Source organism: Psychrobium sp. MM17-31, assembly GCF_022347785.1.
Lineage (GTDB): Bacteria > Pseudomonadota > Gammaproteobacteria > Enterobacterales > Psychrobiaceae > Psychrobium.
This window is the reverse complement of sequence record NZ_JAKRGA010000002.1, coordinates 586,746-606,560: the sequence shown is the minus strand read 5'-3', so window position 1 is coordinate 606,560 and position 19,815 is coordinate 586,746. Positions and strand designations below refer to the sequence as shown.

Genomic DNA, 19,815 nt, shown 5'->3' with positions numbered 1-19,815 from the left:
ATGTGTGGTTTTGCAGGCTTTTTAGTAAAAGATTTGGGGTTTGATGGTTCTACTGTGTTGAAAAACATGGGAGAAAGTCTATATCACAGGGGGCCAGATCATATTGAATTATTTAATCATTCTAAACTTGGGCTTGGAATGGTGCATACAAGGCTCTCTATTTTAGATTTAAGCAATGCTGGTATTCAGCCAATGCATAGCCAAAATGGTAGATATATCATTAGTTACAATGGGGAAATTTACAATTATAAGGAACTGAGAGAAGAGCTATGCTCTATAGGGACTCGTTTTGTCGGCAGTAGCGATACTGAAGTGTTGATTCAGTATATTGAGCAGTTTGGCTTAGTCACGACTCTAAATAATATTCGAGGAATGTTTGCTTTTGCTTTATTTGATACTCATAAAAATCAGCTAAGCCTTGTTCGAGATCGTGCGGGTGAGAAACCCCTGTATTATTCTTATAAGAATGGTGAGTTAATATTTGGTTCTGAGTTGAAGCCATTATTAAAGTGGCCTAATTTTGATAAAGCTCTTAACAAAGAAGCATTGAAGCAATTCTTATTGCACGGCTTTATTACTTCTGGTCATTCTATCTTTAAAGACGTAGTAAAACAAAGACCTGGAACTATGATTCAATTTACTTTGTCACAAGGGGGCTGGCAGTTAAGTAAAGAGTTTTCTTACTGGGAAATATTAGGTAACGAGCAAGATAATCTTAGTAGTCAGTCTATGTGTACAGATTACGAGTATATTAATGAATTAGATAATATCTTAAATAGCGCTGTTCATGAGCAGCTAGCTTCTGATGTGCCTGTAGGAGCTTTTTTATCTGGTGGAATAGATTCATCATTAATTGTTGCGATGATGAATAAAACAACTGACAGCAATGTTGATACTTTTTCAATTGGCTTTGAGGATAAGGAGTACAATGAAGCCGAACATGCTAAAGCAGTCGCCAATTTTATTGGAACTCGCCATCACACGCTTTATGTTGATGATAAAGCTATTATGGATGTAATTCCTAAACTTCCAAGTGTTTACGATGAGCCTATGGCTGATATGAGTCAGTTACCAACTTATTTAGTATCTCAATTTTCTAGTGAGAAGGTTAAAGTTGCATTAACTGGGGATGCTGGTGATGAGATTTTTGGTGGATATAATCGGTATTTATGGGCAAATAAAGTGAATAAGGCAACTAGAGCTTTTCCCACTGGAGTAAGGTTGTTTCTCGCTAAGTTATTGTCATCTGTTAGTCCTGCCACTTATGAACTTTTAGGGAAAATGCTTCCTTACAAGTACCGTGTAAATGAATTAGGAATTAAAGCCCATAAAGCACTTCGTTCGTTTTCTGCCCCAAATAATCTGGCGATGTATGAATTGATATTGAATCAGTTTTCTTCATTAGGAATGATTGCTCGTCATTCAGGCTTTAATCAAGTATCCAGCACTCAGAAACATGCTTTTGAGGCGTTATCATCGCCAGAGCAATTTATGGTGCTTGATTTTATGAACTACATGGCAGATGGAGTACTTTGTAAAGTTGATCGCGCAGCGATGGCAAATAGCTTAGAGACACGTGCTCCTTTTCTGGATAAGAGGGTTATAGAGTTTGGGGTTAATTTACCTAGTGGTTTAAAAATAAGAAATAATCAATCTAAGTGGATATTACGTCAGCTTTTAGAAAAGTATATTCCAAGGGAGCTTTTTGAAAGACCCAAAATGGGATTTGCAGTCCCTATGGGAAGTTGGCTGAGAGGCTCTTTAAAAGATTGGAGCTTTGCGATGCTAGAAAAACATAAGCATCGAGTTGAAGATGTGATTGAACCTTCATTATTAGAAAATATGTGGGAGCAGCATCAGACAGGAGGGCAAAATTACCAGACGCAAATTTGGACTTTAATTACTTTTTTTCAATGGTGTGAAGAGCATTTAGATTAAATTATGAATAAAAATATTTTGATAATTATTACAGTAGAAAAATAGAATGGCATCAATAGTAATTTCTGCTAATACTAGCTGGTATTTATATAACTTTCGAAAGAACACGATTACTGCTCTACTGGATAAGGGATATACAGTGTTAGCTATAGCTCCTCAAGATGAGTATTCTGAAAAGCTTGTTGAGCTTGGTTGTAACTATTTTCACGTTGATATTGATCAGGGAGGGACGAATCCTTTTCGAGATTTAAAAACCTTATTTAGTTTTTTTATTCTTTATAAACGGCATAGGGTGAATGTTGTATTAAATTTCACCCCTAAGAATAATATCTATAGCACTTTAGCAGCAAAAGTTGCCGATGCAAGGGTAATCAATAATATAGCAGGATTGGGTGTTTTATTCATAAGAGAGAATTTAACATCAAAAATAGCTCGCGTTCTGTATAGGTATAGTCAGCGCAAAGCTGATAAAATTTTTTTTCAAAATGAAGATGATAGAGAGTTGTTTCTCTCATATAAATTAGCCCGCTCTTCAGTCACTGAGCGATTACCTGGTTCTGGCGTTGATTTGGCTCGCTTTCAATTGACTCCTGCTCCAAATGATAAAAAAATTCGCTTTTTGCTAATTGCTAGAATGTTATTTGATAAAGGTATTGGACACTATGTCGAAGCCGCGCGTGAATTGAGAGCTCGTTATGGAGAGAGTGTTGAATTTCAATTATTGGGTTTTCTAGATGTGGATAACCCTTCTTCTGTGTCAAAAAAACAGATGGATGATTGGGTCGCTGAAGGAATTGTTCGATATATAGGTATTTCCAATAATGTTGAGCAGGAAATAGCAAAAGTTGACTGCATGGTTCTTCCTTCGTTTTATCGAGAAGGTGTTCCAAAATCTCTTTTAGAAGCTGCTGCGATGGGAAAGCCTATTGTAACTACGGATAATGTAGGGTGTCGTGAAACTGTTGAAGATGGAAGTAATGGTTTTTTATGTGAGGTACGTTCTACAGAAAGCTTGATTAACAAATTAGATGTGATAATTCAAATGTCGCACGAAGAGCGCCTCAAAATGGGAGAAAAGAGTCGTATTAAAGTAGAGCGCGAATTTGATGAACGTATTGTGATTAATAAGTATCTCAATGCGATAAAAAATTGTTTAGATTAGTTAAAGAGAAAATGAATGAAAATTACGATTGTAGGAACTGGTTATGTTGGTTTATCTAATGCGATGTTACTGGCGCAACATAATGAGGTTGTTGCAGTAGATATAGATGAAGTTAGGGTAAATTTATTAAATAAGCGAGTGTCGCCTATTGTCGATGCAGAAATAGAGGCATTTCTTTTAAAGCCTAACCTTAAATTTACTGCAACTTTAGATAGGAAACAAGCCTATGGGAGTGCGGATTTTATTATAATAGCAACACCTACAGACTATGACCCTGATACTAATTATTTTGACACATCTACGGTTGAATCAGTTATACGAGAAGTTTTAGAAATAAATAAGAATGCAGTAATGGTTATAAAGTCAACTGTTCCAGTTGGATATACAAAGCATATAAGGGAGCTGTTTTCTTCAAATAATATCATATTTTCACCTGAGTTTTTACGTGAAGGGAGAGCGTTATATGATAACTTACACCCATCACGCATTATTGTTGGTGAAAACTCTCAACGTGCTCAAGTTTTTTCTGAATTATTGGTCCAAGGAGCAATAAAAGAAAATATCCCCGTTTTGTTAACGGATTCAACTGAAGCTGAAGCTGTTAAACTGTTTTCTAATACTTATTTAGCTATGCGTGTAGCGTATTTTAATGAGCTTGATACTTATGCTGAAACACATGGTTTAGATACTAAACATATTATAGAAGGGGTTGGATTAGATCCTAGAATTGGCTCCCATTATAATAATCCATCTTTTGGTTATGGTGGTTATTGTTTACCTAAAGATACTAAACAGCTTCGCGCTAATTATAAAGATATTCCTAACTCACTAATTAGCGCGATTGTCGAAGCTAACAGCACCCGAAAAGACTATGTGGCAGATTCTATTATTAAACATAATCCTAAGGTAGTTGGTGTTTATCGTTTAATAATGAAAACTGGATCAGATAATTTTAGGGCGTCTTCTATTCAGGGAATCATGAAGCGTATTAAAGCAAAGGGAATTGATGTTATTGTTTATGAGCCCGAATTAAAGGAATCAAAGTTTTTTAATTCCCGTGTAATTACTGACATAAATGAATTTAAGAACATATCAGATGTTATTATTTCAAATCGTATGGATAAAGTACTAGATGATGTTAGTGACAAAGTATATACCAGAGACTTATTTGGCTCAGATTAGTTGTCAATAATTTAAAATAATTTAAAAGGAATAATAATGAAGTTTTTAGTTACAGGTGTAGCTGGATTTATCGGATTTCATGTCGCGAGAAAGCTTTGTGATATGGGCTATGAAGTTGTTGGACTCGATAATCTTAATGATTACTATGATGTTAATTTAAAGCTTGCCAGATTAAAGGAACTTTCTAATTCAGCGGAGGCTTCAAAAGGTCTATTCAGGTTTGTGAAGTTAGATTTAGCTGATAGAGAAGGGATTGCAGCTTTATTCGAAAAAGAGCAGTTTAATCGAGTAATTCATTTAGCTGCACAGGCAGGAGTTCGATATTCTATTGATAACCCTATGGCGTATTCAGATTCAAATTTAGTTGGTCATTTAACTATTTTAGAAGGTTGTCGTCATAATAAAGTTGAACATTTGATTTATGCTTCGTCTAGTTCTGTTTATGGGCTTAATAATAAAACACCTTTTTCTACAGCGGATAGTGTAGACCATCCGATTTCATTATATGCTGCAACAAAAAAAGCAAATGAATTAATGTCTCACACATATTCCCATCTTTATGGTATTCCAACAACTGGTTTACGTTTTTTTACTGTATATGGTCCATGGGGAAGACCTGATATGGCATTGTTCAAGTTTACCGATGCAATTGTCAAAGGCAAAAAAATTGACGTATATAACAATGGAGATATGAGTCGTGACTTTACTTATATCGATGATATTGTAGAGGGCATCATTAAAGTGCAAGATAAAGTACCTGTTTTTGATGAATCTTGGAAAGTGGAATTGAATTCTCCAGCGAAAAGTTCTGCACCGTATCGTATATTTAACATTGGCAATGGAAACCCTGTCAAATTGATGGAGTTTATTAACTCTTTAGAAAGATCGTTAGGAATGAAGGTTAATAAGAATTTTATGCCGATGCAGGCTGGTGATGTATATCAAACATATGCTGAGGTAGAAGATCTCTTTTCGGTTACAGGCCATAAGGCTAAAGTGAATGTTGAGCATGGTGTATCAAAGTTTGTTGAGTGGTATTCAGAGTTTTATAATCTCACTAAGTAATGATTAATATAAGCATGACATTCTTTAGTCATCAATGTATGAGTGGTTAACAGCACTCATAAACTGTTTTTATGCTATTGCTTATTTTTACCAATGGCAAACTAGCAATTTATTTTATTAAGAATTAAAAATTACAAGGATATTACATGTTAATCCCTGTACTGATGGCCGGAGGGTCAGGTACGCGCTTATGGCCCCTTTCTCGAAGACTATTTCCGAAGCAATTTTTACCGTTAAATGGTCGTCAAACTATGTTGCAGATAACTTTAGAACGCCTTGAAGGGCTGGAGTTGGCACCATCTATTACTATTTGTAATGAAGAGCACAGATTTATTGTGGCTGAGCAATTGCGTCAAATAGGTGAGCTTGGAAAAATTATTTTAGAACCAATAGGTAAAAATACTGCTCCAGCAGTTGCGCTGAGTGCGTTAGTAGCAACCGAAAAAGGCGATGATCCTACCCTGTTGGTTTTAGCTGCGGATCACGTGATTCAAAATGAAGCTGAATTTCAATGTGCAATTGTTGAAGGGCAAAAAGCAGTTGAGCAAGGAAGATTAGTTACTTTTGGTGTTGTACCTCAAAGTCCTCATACTGGTTATGGTTATATTAAGCAGGGACAAGCGTTAGGCGAAAGAGCATTTAGTGTTGATAGTTTTGTTGAAAAACCTGATGCTACTACAGCACAAGGATATGTAGATTCAAAACAGTACTTATGGAATAGCGGTATGTTTATGTTTAAAGCAAGCCGTTACTTGGAGGTGCTGGAGCAATTTAATCCTCAAATCTTATCTTCTTGCCGTGCAGCTATAAACGAATTAGAGAGCGATTTAGATTTTATTCGTGTTGACCCTCAAGAATTTGAAAAATGCATTGATCAATCTATTGATTATGCTGTTATGGAGCCCCTGTGTGCAGAGAATAATAACTCTGTAGCCGTTGTGCCCCTTGACGCTGGTTGGAATGACGTAGGTAGTTGGGCATCTTTATATGATATAGCCACTAAAGACGAACAAGGAAACTGTTTCAAAGGTGATGTTGTTTCTCACAACACAGAGAATACTTATATACATGCTGATAGTCGCTTGGTAACGACTTTAGGTATAAGAGATCTTGTTATTGTGGATACTCCTGATGCATTGCTTGTATCTAGCGTTGAAGCGAGTCAAGATGTTAAAGACGTCGTTAATAAGTTAAAGAATAAAGCTCGTTCGGAAGCTACAGTACACCGTGAAGTTTATCGCCCCTGGGGAAAGTATGACTCTATTGATAATGGTAAACGTTATCAAGTTAAGCGTATTACAGTGAAACCAGGGGCAAAATTATCGGTGCAAATGCATCACCACAGAGCTGAACATTGGATTGTTGTGAGTGGTTGTGCAAAGGTTACAAATGGCGACAAAACGTTTCTATTAACTGAGAATCAGTCTACTTATATTCCTATTGGGGAAATTCATGCATTAGAAAACCCTGGAAAAGTACCTTTAGAGCTTATTGAAATCCAATCTGGAGGCTACCTTGGGGAAGATGATATAGTGAGATTTGAAGACATTTACGGTAGAGCAGAAAAAAAACTAATTAAGGAGTAGGTATGAGTAGTTTATTAACCTGCTTTAAGGCATATGATATACGTGGTCAGTTAGGCGTAGAACTAGATGAATCAATCGCTTATCGAATAGGTCGTGCCTACGGAGAATACCTTACGCCTAAATCAGTTGTTATTGGTGGCGATATTCGTCTTACTTCTGAAGCATTAAAAGAGGCTGTGTCTGATGGATTATTAGATGCAGGTGTAGATGTTATAGATCTTGGCATGACCGGCACTGAAGAAATTTATTATGCTACGACTTCTATGGGGAGTTGCGGCGGTATTCAAGTAACTGCTAGTCACAACCCTATGGATTATAACGGTATGAAGTTAGTTCGAGAAGGTTCTAAGCCGATAAGTGGCGATACAGGGCTATTGGATATTAAACGTTTAGCGGAGGAGAATAGTTTTGGTGAAGTTGTTCAGCGTGGAAATTTAACCAAAGCGTCAAATCTGAAACCTTATATTGAACATTTAATGACATATATAGTTCCGAGTAATATTGCGCCGTTAAAGTTAGTGGTTAATTCAGGAAATGGCGCTGCTGGCCATGTGATTGATGCCATTGAGAGTAAATTTAAGCAGTTAAATATACCAATTGAATTTATTAAAGTTCACCATGAACCAGATGGAAATTTCCCAAATGGTATTCCTAACCCTTTGTTACAAGAAAACAGAAGCGCGACTAGTGAGGCTGTAATTGCTCATGGCGCAGATATGGGAATTGCTTGGGATGGCGATTTTGATCGTTGTTTCTTGTTCGATGAAAGAGGTCATTTCATTGAGGGCTATTACATTGTTGGTTTATTGGCTGAAGCGTTTTTACTAAAAAATAAGGGCGCTAAGATTATTCATGATCCTCGCATGACGTGGAATACGATTGATTTAGTCAAACAAACGGGTGGTGAGCCTATTTTATGTAAGACAGGCCATGCTTTTATTAAAGAGAGAATGCGTAGCGAAGATGCGATTTATGGTGGTGAAATGAGTGCGCATCACTATTTTAGAGATTTTTCATATTGTGATTCAGGAATGATTCCATGGCTGCTTGTCGCTGAAATGTTATCAGCTAAAAAGTTACCGTTATCTACTCTTGTCGAGCAACGTATTAATGCATTCCCATCATCAGGTGAAATTAATCGTAAATTAAACGAGCCTAAAGCGGCGATTAAAAAAGTGACTGATGAGTATTCTGAGGATGCTCTGATTGTCGATTATACTGACGGTATTAGTATTGAGCATGAGCAATGGCGCTTTAATTTACGTACGTCAAATACTGAACCTGTAGTTAGGCTAAATGTTGAATCTAGAGGCAATGTGGAGCTTATGAAAGATAAGACGCAAGAAATATTAGCGATGTTGGATTCGTCAATGTCGCTGCCTATTACAAATAAAGTTGAAAAATAAAATGAAAAAAATTAAAAAGGCAGTGATTCCAGTAGCTGGTTTAGGAACTAGAATGCTACCTGCAACAAAAGCAATTCCGAAAGAAATGCTTCCTATTGTAGATAAGCCGCTAATCCAATACATTGTTGATGAGTGTGTGGCTGCCGGCATTAAAGAGATAGTTTTAGTCACTCACTCTTCAAAAAATGCTATTGAAAATCATTTTGATAAGTCATTTGAGCTTGAAACAACACTCGAAAAACGCGTTAAGCGCTCGCTTTTAGATGAAGTACAAGCTATTTGCCCTAAAGGAGTTACAATTATGCATGTTCGTCAAGGTGAAGCCAAAGGACTTGGGCACGCCGTGTTGAAAGCACGTCCTATTGTAGGCGAAGAGCCATTTGCTGTTGTATTACCAGATGTAATATTGGATGAAGCCGCAAGTAATTTAAAGACTGAAAATATGGCTGCGATGCTTACGCGCTTTGATGAGTCTGGGTATAGTCAAATTATGGTTGAACCTGTTCCCATGGAACAAGTAAGCAGCTATGGTGTCGCTGATTGTGAAGGGCATGAACTTAAAGCTAGTGAGTCGAAAGCCATGACGGCTGTCGTTGAAAAACCACCTGTAGACGAAGCTCCTTCGAATCTTGCTGTAGTAGGTCGTTATGTCCTCTCTAGTGCTATATGGGATTTGTTAGAGTTTACACCTCCTGGTGCAGGTGATGAGATTCAATTAACTGATGCAATTGCAACACTTATGAAAACTGAGACTGTTGAAGCATTTCATATGACTGGAAAGTCTCATGACTGTGGGAGTAAACTTGGCTATATGACTGCTTTTGTCGAATATGGTCTTCGAGATAAAACTTTAGGTCAAGATTTTAGGGAACATCTTCAAGAATTATTAAAGTAACTAAAATTGTTAATAGCGGCGCTAGCCGCTATTTTTTTATGTTCAGGATGAACGGTATACGGTGGCGCCATGGGTGGCAAAGAACTGATGTAGAAAACAGAATGGAATTAAATACAAAACTTAATCATTTGTCTCAAGAACAAAAACAGCACTTCATTGACAATAATATATCCAGAACCGTTGCTGGCTCATCACTGGAATTAGATTATTCGAAGCAGAGTGTTTCTGACGCGGTACTGGATACATTATTTGCTTGGGCTCGAGAGTTAAACTTTGAGCAAAAGCGCGATGCGATGTTTTTAGGTGAAGTAATTAACCACACCGAAAAGCGTAGCGTTTTGCATAGTGTTTTACGTGCGTCTGATGAACGCAAGAAAGAAGTGCTTGGCACTGAATTAGCAGATGAGGTCATTATTACCGAGCAAAAAATGTCTACGTTGGTGGGGGAGATTACCAGTAGAAAAAGACTTGGTTTTAGTCGGCAGCCAATCAAAGATATTGTTGCTATCGGTATTGGTGGGTCTTATTACGGTCCTAAAATTTGTGCGCAAGCACTTAAGCCTTACTCTAGTGGTGCAGTCAAAGTTCATTATGTGGCTAATGTTGACGGCGGCGCGATCGAAGAAAAAATAGCGTTACTTGAGCCTGCAACGACTTTAGTTGTTGTGATCTCTAAAACATTTACCACACAAGAAACATTACTGAATGCTAACTTCTTTAAGCAGTGGTTGCTTGATGGTGGCTGCTCTTTAGCGCAACTAAGTAGGCATCTGATTGCTGTGACTAGTGCGACTGACAAAGCGATTGAGTTTGGTGTTTCGCAAGAAAATATCTTGCCAATGTGGGATTGGGTCGGAGGCCGTTTTTCACTATGGTCGGCTGTAGGTTTTCCGCTAGCCTGTGCCATTGGTATGAATAATTATCTAGCGCTCAAAGAAGGTGCTTATGAAATGGATAAGCACTTCCAGACAGCGCCACTTGAAAATAATATGCCTGTTATTCTTGGGCTCCTAGGTGTCTGGAATAGAAGCTTTTTAGGCTATTCAGGTCTTGCGGTATTACCTTATGATCACGCATTACGTGATTTTCCTGGTTATCTTCAGCAATTGGATATGGAAAGTAATGGCAAGCGCGTTAATCATCAAGGTGAGTTGGTGGAGCTGGCGACGGCGCCTATGGTGTTTGGTCAAGAGGGGACAAATAGCCAGCATGCTTTTATGCAGATGATGCACCAAGGACAAGAACCGATTCCTAGTGAGTTTATTTTGCCATTGACGCCTCATCACGGTCATGAAGAGCATCATAAAACTATGGTAGCTAATTGTTTGGCGCAAAGTGAAGCTTTGATGCGTGGCATTAGTTTAGAAGAGGTTGCTGAGCAGCTTCGAACGCAAGGTTTACCCGAAGAAGAGGTAAAGCGCTTAGCACCGCATAAAGTGATGCCGGGCAACTCGCCGAGTGTCACCGTTACCATGGACAAATTAACACCACAAGCAATGGGAAGTTTAATGGCGCTCTATGAGCACAAGATATTCGTTCAGGGTGTGATGTGGGATATTAACCCTTTTGATCAATGGGGCGTTGAGCTTGGCAAGCAGATTGGTAAGGATGTGATTGCGAGTATGAATGGTGAGGCTAGCTCGATTGATTTTAGTGCTTCAACTCAAGGACTCTTAGCCAAATATAAAGCTCTAAACACAAAGAGCTAATCTAAATACTTTTCAAGCGTAGATTTAAATAAAAAGGGGTTGTCATAACACTATGACAACCCCTTTTTTCGTTTGGAAAAGTAATTACTTCTCCATCATCAATTCACGCACAAATTTCACTGGTGCGCTGCCGTAGCTTAGGAATTTGTCGTGAAAGGCTTTGACGTTGTATCCGTCGCCTTTCATTTGTTTGTATTCATCGCGGAAGTCGTAGATATCGCGGTAGCCTGAGTAGTAGCTGGTTAGCTGTACTTGCGATACTGTGGCGCGATGCCATTTGCCTTCTGCTTCGGCGCGTTGTTGGAAGGCGCCATCCATCATTAATGACAAACCTTGCTCTTTGTTGATGCCTTTGTTGTGGATTTCGTAATCTAGAATTGTGTTGGTGATTACGCGTAGGTTCCACTTGTAGTACATTAGCCACAGTTCAGGTTCGAAATCACCGTAACCTTCCTCAAGCATCATGCGCTCTGTATAAACCGCCCAACCTTCGATCATTGCGCCATTGCCAAACAGACTTTTGACCAAGCTTGGTGCCATGTTTGAATACACAAGCTGAGTGTAGTGTCCCGGTACAGCTTCGTGAATATTAAGCACCTGTAACACCCAGTGATTGTATTCGCGCAGATAGCTTTCAGCTTGCTCATCAGTCATGTTATCGAGCGGTGTTACGTTGTAGTAAGTATTGGCTTTCTTATCATAAGGGCCTGGGGCACTAATTGATGCACCGGCAAAACCGCGCATATATTCTGGCGTTTCACGCACTACTAAAGGCTTTTCTTTATCCAGCGTGATCAGGTTCTTTTCCATTACAAAGGCTTCAAGCGCTGGAATTTGCTGACGGATTTCTTCAACGAAGTTCTCGCGTTTGACGTGCTTAACCGATAGTTTTTCGATCAGCTGGCTAATCATCGCCTGCTTGTTATTTGGTTTGGCAGTATTTGCGAAATACTTAGGCCAAAGCTTATCGGCGATTTTAGCCATCTCACCTAACACGGTTTGCTTATCGGCTAGCGCTTTGTTATAAAGCTGCTTAGCAGACAAATCAGATTGAATATCTAACGCAAATTTTTGCTCGTATAACTCGCTGCCAATGCGGAAGCTACGAGCGCCATTCTTTTCTAAATCAGTTTTAAGGTTTTCTAGCCAATCAATGTGGCTCATTACCGCTTGGCGTGCTTCTAGTGTGCGGGCTGCAAATAGTGCTTTCTCATCATCAGTCATTGAAGAGTTATTGGCTTTTTCGATTAAATCATCAGAGAAAATTCCTAATGCGCCTTTGTTTTGCATAATGGCTAACTTAGTGTGCTCTAAGGTCGGATTGTCGATATTAGCGCGAGCTGCTGCGTAATATTGTGGTACTGAGGTAAGGCGTTCTAATACTGAATCTAAACGCTCATCTAACGGTGCGTAACTACCATTAATAATTTGCGCGAAGCCGCCAGCGACATTGTATTGTGTCGGCTGCCATTGCCATGATTTAAAGGTCGTGATGTCCCACTCAATTGAATCTAATGTGTTGGCAATTAGCGCTAAATCGATGCGCATGCTAGGTGACACGCTCTTAGTATCAATTGCGTCGAGCATTTTACGTTGCGTGTTTACGAAATCTAATGATTGCTTACGCGACGCGTCATTTGGAATAACTAACTCGCCAGCGTATTTGGTGTAACCGCTATACAATGCCCAAGTGGGTGATAGTTTCCATAGCGAATCGATAAATTGAGCTGAAAATACTTTCGCTTGTTGTTCGGCATTTATTTTGGCGATTGGAGCTGCCGTTTCAACAGCTGGCGATTGACAGGCGGTTAAGGTGATACTACCAAGTGCGATAGCGATAGTGCTGGCGACAAGCTTTTTGTTCATAAACTTTTCGTTCATAAGAGTTTCTCATTTATTATTTTATTGCGCCAGAGTGTAGCGAGTAACGCCCTCTTAAATCAACATTATTAACCATGCCAATAGTGGTGCAAAGATAGCGGTGAAGATACCACACAGTACAAGGGCGATAGAGCTAAAGGCTCCTTGCTGTTCACCAAGGTTAAGGGCCGCTGCTGTACCGATTGCATGCGCACTGGTCCCCATTGCTAATCCTTGGGCCTGTGGGTGAGTTATACCAACAAGCTTCATTAAAACAGGACCAAATACCGCGCCAATTAGCCCGACGATAATGACCACGCCGGCAGCTAATGGCGGTAGGCCACCAAATTGCTGGCTAATTTCCATTGCAATTGGCGAGGTGATTGATTTGGGTAATAACGACATTAGCAAGATTTCATCATTGCTGATCAGCCTAGCTAGCAACAAGCCTGAGGCCGACGCTAAAATTGAGCCGCCTAGACAACATATTATTATCGGTAAAAGCTGCTTTTTTACATGCTGTAGTTGTACGAACAAGGGGATAGCGAGTGCAACAACGGCTGGCTCTAACAGTTTTATTAGCCAGTGATTAGCGCTCTGATAGGCTTTAGCATCAAGCGGTGTAAATAAAAATACTGGGATGAGTAGCACTATGCTCCACAACAATGGATTGGCTATGGGATGTGAAAATCTCGCTAATAATCTTTTTAAGAATAGAAAAGTAATAACAGTGAGCAAGCTATATAAAACCAGTTCAATCATGTGATGAATCCTTGATTAGCTTTTGGTAACAAAGGCCTACTATCAATAACACCACCATAGTGCTCACAATACTGCTCAACAAAATGGCTAACCAATATTGCGATAACAAATCACTGTAATTTAATAACGCGACGCCGACTGGGACAAAAAACAGTGTCATGTAGCCGAGTAATAAGTCGCCGGTGGGCTTAACCCAACTAAGCGGAATCACGCGGACCGACAGTGCAATAAAGAGTAAAATCAAACCAATGACACTGCCGGGAATTGACCAAGCGATGAGATACGTAATCCATTTACCAATCAGTAAAAAAGCAAGAATGATAAAGGCACTGCGAAGCAGTGATATAAATGTGTCTAGGAGTTTTCTTGATGGCTCTACTGTCATAAAAGACTTGTTCGTTGATAACGTATAAGGATGAAGTGTACTTTTCCATGACGTATTTAACCAGTGGAAAAAAGTCAAAAATATTGTGCTTAAACAACGCTAATCAATCGATATTTTTGTTGGTAATTTACTACATTACGGTAAATGTAAAAAAGCTGTAACTTTCCGCATAATACCTGAGCTTCACCATTGTAAAAGTAGGTGTTTTCATGGACAATGTGCGGCCTAAAAACATTTCATTTATTTAGTTGTCAGGAGTCAATATGACGTCACGTAAGGAATTAGCAAATGCTATTCGCGCTTTAAGTATGGATGCTGTCCAGCAGGCCAATTCTGGTCATCCGGGAGCACCTATGGGAATGGCTGATATTGCCGAAGTTCTATGGCGTGATTTCTTAAAGCACAACCCAGCAAACCCAAACTGGGCTGATCGCGACCGCTTTGTGCTATCAAACGGCCACGGTTCTATGCTGCTTTATTCTCTATTACACCTCGCTGGTTACGATTTACCAATCGAAGAATTAAAGAACTTCCGTCAAATGGGTTCTAAGACACCAGGTCACCCAGAATACGGTTACGCACCAGGCGTTGAAACAACCACTGGTCCACTAGGCCAAGGTATCACTAACGCGGTAGGTATGGCGATTGCTGAGAAAACATTAGCAGCACAGTTTAACCGCGAAGGTCACGATGTTGTTGATCACTTCACCTACGCTTTCTTAGGCGATGGTTGTTTGATGGAAGGTATCTCTCATGAAGCTTGTTCACTTGCTGGTACTTTGGGTCTTGGCAAACTAGTAGCATTCTGGGATGACAACGGTATTTCAATCGACGGTGAAGTAGAAGGTTGGTTCACCGACGATACTGTTAAGCGTTTTGAGTCTTACGGCTGGCACGTAATCGCTGATGTAGATGGTCACGACAGTGCGCAAATTAGCGCAGCTATCGAAGCGGCTAAAGCGGAAACTAAACGTCCAACGATGATTTGTTGTAAAACAACTATCGGTTACGGTTCACCAAACAAAGGCGGCAGCCACGATTGTCACGGCGCGCCACTAGGTAACGATGAAATTGCTGCGGCACGCGAATTCTTAAACTGGCCACACGCGCCATTTGAAATTCCAGCGGATGTTGCTGATGCTTGGAACAACCGCGAGCAAGGCAGTGCACAAGAAGCGTCTTGGAACGATAAGTTTGCAGCGTACGAAGCGGCTTATCCTGAGCTTGCTAAGGAATTACAACGTCGTCTATCTGGTGAGTTACCTGATAACTGGAACGAAACTATCGATGCTTACATTAGCGATTTACAAGCTAATCAAGGTAACATCGCATCACGTAAAGCGTCGCAAAACACCCTAAACAAATTTGGTCCTTTATTGCCAGAAATGATCGGCGGTAGTGCGGACTTAGCACCGTCTAACCTCACTATGTGGTCAGACTCGAAAGCTATTACGGCGGAAGATGCAAGCGGTAACTACCTGCACTACGGTGTACGTGAGTTCGGTATGTCAGCCATCATGAATGGTTTAGTACTGCACGGTGGCTTTAAAGCTTACGGCGCAACGTTCCTAATGTTTATGGAATACGCACGCAACGCATTGCGTATGGCGGCATTAATGCATCAACCAGCAATCTTTGTTTACACCCACGATTCTATCGGTCTAGGTGAAGATGGCCCAACGCATCAACCTGTTGAGCAAATGGCGTCATTACGTTTAACGCCAAATATGTCAACATGGCGTCCATGTGACGAGGTTGAGTCGGCAATCGCATGGCGTCATGCGGTAGAGCGTACTGATGGCCCAACATCGTTAATCTTCTCGCGTCAAAACCTTCCGGGTCAAGCGCGTGACGAGCAGCAACTTAAAGACGCTGCACGTGGTGGTTACACACTAGTTGATTGCGACGGTCAGCCACAGCTTATCTTAATCGCAACAGGCTCAGAAGTAGCACTAGCGGTTGAGTCAGCAGCTGTACTTGCACAAGATGGCGTAAAAGTTCGCGTTGTATCTATGCCTTCTACAGACGTATTTGATGCGCAAGATGCGGCATATAAAGAAGCGGTATTACCAAGTGCAGTAACAGCACGCGTAGCTGTTGAAGCAGCAAGTGCCGATTTCTGGTACAAGTACGTTGGCTTAAACGGCAAGATTGTTGGCATGAGCACCTTCGGTGAGTCAGCACCAGCAGGCGAGTTGTTCAAACACTTCGGCTTCACTGTCGACAACGTAGTAAGCACTGCAAAATCGATTTTGTAATTGATGTTTAGGGTCGCCATAGAGCGACCCTTTCTTTTATGGGCTCTTAAAAGTTGGCATGAGTGTCAAGTTGGAATGGTTGAGAGTCTATAAAAGAAAGATTAATCCGAAAGTATTTAGGAGTCGAATGGCTAAGTTACGAGTTGCTATTAATGGTTACGGCCGTATTGGTCGCAGTGTATTGCGCGCGTTTTACGAGCGTAATTATTCTGAAAAAATAGAAGTGGTTGCCATTAATGAGTTAGCCGAGCCTGAAGCTATGCTACATCTGACTAAGTACGACAGTACGCATGGCCGTTTTATATTGCCAGTGTCACTAGATGAGTCGACTAACGAATTTTTGATTAGCGATGATCGCATCCGCTTATTTCATCAAGAAAACCCAAGTGATCTGCCGTGGCAGGAATTAGCTGTAGACATCGTACTTGAATGTAGCGGTGTGTTTAGCAGTCGTAATGATGCCAAGCTGCATCTCGATGCTGGCGCCAAGAAAGTACTTTTTAGCCAGCCAGCCGCTAATGATGTTGATAGAACCGTTATTTTTGGCATTAACGATCACCTGTTAACCCATGATGATGTGATTGTCTCTAACGGTTCTTGTACTACCAACTGTGTGGTGCCAGTTATCGATGCCTTAGATAAACACTTTAAGATCAAAGGCGGCACCATAACGACTATTCATTCATCGATGAACGATCAGCAGGTTATCGATGCTTATCACAGTGACTTGCGCCGTACTCGCGCAGCCAGTCAATCGATTATTCCAGTTGATACCAAGCTCGCCGCTGGTGTTGAACGTATTTTGCCTGCGCTTAAAGGCAAGATGGAAGCTATTTCTGTACGTGTGCCAACGGTGAATGTTACCGCGATGGATTTAAGTGTCACCGTTGATAAACGCGTTGATATTGACGCGATCAACAGCATGTTAAAAGCCGAAGCCAGTAATGGGCTTGGTGAGGTTCTGGATTACACCGAAGCACCGTTAGTATCCTGTGATTTTAACCACGATCCTCATTCGAGCATTGTCGACGGTACGCAAACGCGGGTAAGTGACGGCCATTTAGTGAAGCTACTTTTGTGGTGTGATAATGAATGGGGCTTTGCTAACCGAATGCTGGATACCAGCATCGCTATGGGCGTAAAAGATTAGATTTGGCGAAAGCCATATAAATGAAATGTAAAGACGCCAGTTGGCGCATGTTTAGTAAAAGGAAAATTGATGTCTGTAATTAAGATGAGTGATTTAGCACTAAGCGGCAAACGCGTGTTAATTCGTGAAGATTTAAACGTGCCAGTAAAAGATGGCGTAGTAACGTCTGATGCGCGTTTACGTGCGGCACTACCTAGCATTAAATTGGCGTTAGAGCAAAACGCTAGCGTGATGGTAATGTCTCATCTTGGCCGCCCAACTGAAGGCGAGTTTGACGCACAATATTCAATGCAACCTGTGGTTGATTATTTGAACGACGCACTAGACGTTAATGTTCGCTTAGTTAGCGATTACCTAGACGGTGTTGACGTTGCCGCTGGCGAATTAGTGATTTTCGAGAACGTGCGCTTTAACCAAGGCGAAAAGAAAAACGATGACGAACTAGCACAAAAGCTAGCGGCATTATGTGATGTGTTTGTGATGGATGCTTTTGGCACGGCGCATCGTGCACAAGCATCGACTCACGGCGTGGCTAAATACGCACCTGTTGCTTGTGCTGGTCCGCTACTTGCGGGCGAGTTAGAAGCCTTAGGTAAGGCGCTAGATAATCCAGCGCGCCCAATGGTGGCTATCGTTGGTGGCTCTAAAGTATCGACTAAGTTAACAGTGCTTGAAAGCTTGTCAAAAGTGGTCGATCAACTTGTTGTTGGTGGTGGTATCGCTAATACCTTTATCGCAGCTGCTGGTCATGAAGTGGGCAAATCACTGTATGAAGCCGATTTAATCGATGACGCTAAGCAGCTTACTGCAAACGCACAAGCAAACGGCGGTGATATTCCTGTACCAACTGATGTGGTTGTTGCGGGCGAATTTTCACCAAGTGCAGAGGCAACATTGAAATCAGTTCGCGATGTTAGCAATGAAGACATGATTTTTGATATTGGCCCTGATTCAGCTAAGGCATTGTGTGATATTTTAGACAATGCAGGCACCATCGTTTGGAATGGTCCTGTGGGCGTATTTGAGTTTGATCAGTTTGGTGAAGGCACCAAAGCAATCGCTCAAGCTATCGCTAACAGTTCGGCATTCTCAATTGCTGGTGGCGGTGACACACTAGCTGCAGTAGATAAATATGATATCGCCGATAAGGTATCGTACATCTCCACTGGTGGCGGTGCATTTTTGGAGTTTTTAGAAGGGAAAAAACTTCCGGCAGTAGCGATCTTAGAAGAACGCGCTGCTAACTAATTTTAAATTTTCTGAGCCAGTGCATTTTGCTGGCTCTTTCGGGTATTTTTCGCCCATTAAAATCGTGATAGGACAAAACAATGGCTTTAATTTCACTACGTCAACTTTTGGATCATGCCGCTGAATACAACTATGGTATTCCAGCGTTTAACGTTAATAACCTAGAGCAAATGCGCGCTATTATGGAAGCGGCTGACAAAACTGACAGCCCAGTTATCGTGCAAGCTTCTGCTGGTGCGCGTAAATACGCCGGTGCTCCGTTTCTTAAAGCGCTAATGAATGCTGCAATCGAAGAATTCCCACATATTCCTGTGTGTATTCACCAAGATCACGGTACAGATCCTGACGTTTGTCAGCGTTCTATCCAGCTTGGTTTCTCATCAGTAATGATGGATGGTTCATTAATGGCTGACGGTAAAACTCCTTCTAGCTACGAGTACAACGTTGATGTAACCAAGCGTACGGTTGATTTCTCACATGCGTGTGGTGTATCAGTTGAAGGTGAAATTGGTTGTCTAGGTTCACTAGAAACTGGTATGGCGGGTGAAGAAGACGGCGTTGGCGCTGAAGGTATCTTAAGCCACGATCAAATGTTAACAAGCCCAGATGAAGCTGCAAGCTTTGTTAAAGCAACCAACTGTGATGCACTAGCTATTGCTATCGGTACCTCACACGGTGCTTACAAGTTCACTCGTAAACCTACTGGTGACATTCTAGCTATTGACCGTATTAAAGAAATTGCGGCACGCATTCCTAACACCCACTTAGTAATGCACGGCTCTTCATCAGTACCACAAGATTGGTTAGCTGTTATCAACGAGTTTGGCGGTGAAATCCCTGAAACTTACGGTGTTCCAGTTGAAGAAATCGTGAAGGGTATTAAATTTGGTGTGCGTAAAGTAAATATCGATACTGATTTACGTCTAGCGTCAACCGGTGCTATCCGCCGTTTCTTAGCGCAAAATCCAAGTGAATTTGATCCACGTAAATACTTTGCTGTAGCTCAAAAAGCGATGGAGCAAATCTGTATCGATCGTTACGAAGCATTTGGTTGTGTTGGTATGGCAAGTAAGATCAAGCCATTATCAATGGAGCAAATGTACCAGCGTTACCTAACGGGTGAGTTAGACGCGAAAGTACTTTAAGCAGTCCTTATCGTATGAGCTAATAGAAGCAGCCTCTAAGGCTGCTTTTTTTATGCTTGTTTAG

The 19,815-nt window shown here is 40.8% G+C and carries 15 protein-coding genes; 12 read left to right on the top strand and 3 right to left on the bottom strand.

Annotated elements, in window-relative coordinates; translation table 11 throughout:
- From asnB to pgi, 8 genes are all read left to right on the top strand, one after another.
- Positions 1-1,938, top strand: a complete 1,938-nt coding sequence (gene asnB / locus MHM98_RS07220; RefSeq protein WP_239438587.1) for an asparagine synthase (glutamine-hydrolyzing) — start codon at positions 1-3, stop codon at positions 1,936-1,938.
- A gap of 46 nt (positions 1,939-1,984) precedes the next feature.
- Positions 1,985-3,100, top strand: coding sequence for a glycosyltransferase family 4 protein (locus MHM98_RS07215; protein ID WP_239438586.1), 1,116 nt, complete (start codon positions 1,985-1,987; stop codon positions 3,098-3,100).
- Between the two features lie 15 nt (positions 3,101-3,115).
- Positions 3,116-4,282 carry a nucleotide sugar dehydrogenase gene (locus tag MHM98_RS07210; protein ID WP_239438585.1) on the top strand — a complete coding sequence of 389 codons (1,167 nt, stop codon included), beginning with the start codon at positions 3,116-3,118 and terminating at the stop codon, positions 4,280-4,282.
- Positions 4,283-4,318: 36 nt separating this feature from the next.
- A complete protein-coding gene (locus tag MHM98_RS07205) occupies positions 4,319-5,347 on the top strand; it encodes an NAD-dependent epimerase (RefSeq protein ID WP_239438584.1) in 1,029 nt (342 codons plus the stop codon).
- 146 nt (positions 5,348-5,493) lie between these two features.
- Entirely contained in the window at positions 5,494-6,933 is a 1,440-nt protein-coding gene (locus MHM98_RS07200) for a mannose-1-phosphate guanylyltransferase/mannose-6-phosphate isomerase (protein ID WP_239438583.1), read from the top strand.
- A gap of 2 nt (positions 6,934-6,935) precedes the next feature.
- Entirely contained in the window at positions 6,936-8,339 is a 1,404-nt protein-coding gene (locus MHM98_RS07195) for a phosphomannomutase CpsG (protein WP_239438582.1), read from the top strand.
- Between the two features lies 1 nt (position 8,340).
- Positions 8,341-9,234 carry a UTP--glucose-1-phosphate uridylyltransferase GalU gene (galU, locus tag MHM98_RS07190; RefSeq protein WP_239438581.1) on the top strand — a complete coding sequence of 298 codons (894 nt, stop codon included), beginning with the start codon at positions 8,341-8,343 and terminating at the stop codon, positions 9,232-9,234.
- Positions 9,235-9,335: 101 nt separating this feature from the next.
- Positions 9,336-10,943 carry a glucose-6-phosphate isomerase gene (pgi, locus tag MHM98_RS07185; RefSeq protein ID WP_239438580.1) on the top strand — a complete coding sequence of 536 codons (1,608 nt, stop codon included), beginning with the start codon at positions 9,336-9,338 and terminating at the stop codon, positions 10,941-10,943.
- Between the two features lie 84 nt (positions 10,944-11,027).
- Here the strand turns inward: pgi and MHM98_RS07180 are convergent, their stop codons facing one another.
- From MHM98_RS07180 to MHM98_RS07170, 3 genes are all read right to left on the bottom strand, one after another.
- Positions 11,028-12,809: a DUF885 domain-containing protein gene (locus MHM98_RS07180; RefSeq protein ID WP_239438579.1), complete on the bottom strand. Its 1,782-nt coding sequence runs from the start codon at positions 12,807-12,809 to the stop codon at positions 11,028-11,030.
- A gap of 69 nt (positions 12,810-12,878) precedes the next feature.
- A complete protein-coding gene (locus tag MHM98_RS07175) occupies positions 12,879-13,565 on the bottom strand; it encodes an LrgB family protein (RefSeq protein ID WP_239438578.1) in 687 nt (228 codons plus the stop codon).
- Entirely contained in the window at positions 13,558-13,950 is a 393-nt protein-coding gene (locus tag MHM98_RS07170; protein WP_239438577.1) for a CidA/LrgA family protein, read from the bottom strand. The genes MHM98_RS07175 and MHM98_RS07170 overlap by 8 nt, the downstream gene beginning before the upstream one ends.
- Positions 13,951-14,213: 263 nt before the next feature.
- On the opposite strand from MHM98_RS07170, the gene tkt reads away from it, so the two are divergent.
- From tkt to fba, 4 genes are all read left to right on the top strand, one after another.
- Positions 14,214-16,208, top strand: a complete 1,995-nt coding sequence (tkt, locus tag MHM98_RS07165) for a transketolase (RefSeq protein WP_239438576.1) — start codon at positions 14,214-14,216, stop codon at positions 16,206-16,208.
- A 127-nt stretch (positions 16,209-16,335) separates the two neighbouring features.
- The gene (epd, locus tag MHM98_RS07160; RefSeq protein ID WP_239438575.1) at positions 16,336-17,358 is read left to right on the top strand and encodes an erythrose-4-phosphate dehydrogenase; all 1,023 of its coding nucleotides are present in this window, start codon (positions 16,336-16,338) and stop codon (positions 17,356-17,358) included.
- A 69-nt stretch (positions 17,359-17,427) separates the two neighbouring features.
- Entirely contained in the window at positions 17,428-18,606 is a 1,179-nt protein-coding gene (locus MHM98_RS07155; RefSeq protein ID WP_239438574.1) for a phosphoglycerate kinase, read from the top strand.
- An 80-nt stretch (positions 18,607-18,686) separates the two neighbouring features.
- On the top strand, positions 18,687-19,751 hold the full coding sequence (gene fba, locus MHM98_RS07150; protein ID WP_239438573.1) for a class II fructose-bisphosphate aldolase: 1,065 nt from the start codon (positions 18,687-18,689) through the stop codon (positions 19,749-19,751).
- Positions 19,752-19,815 lie beyond the last annotated feature (64 nt).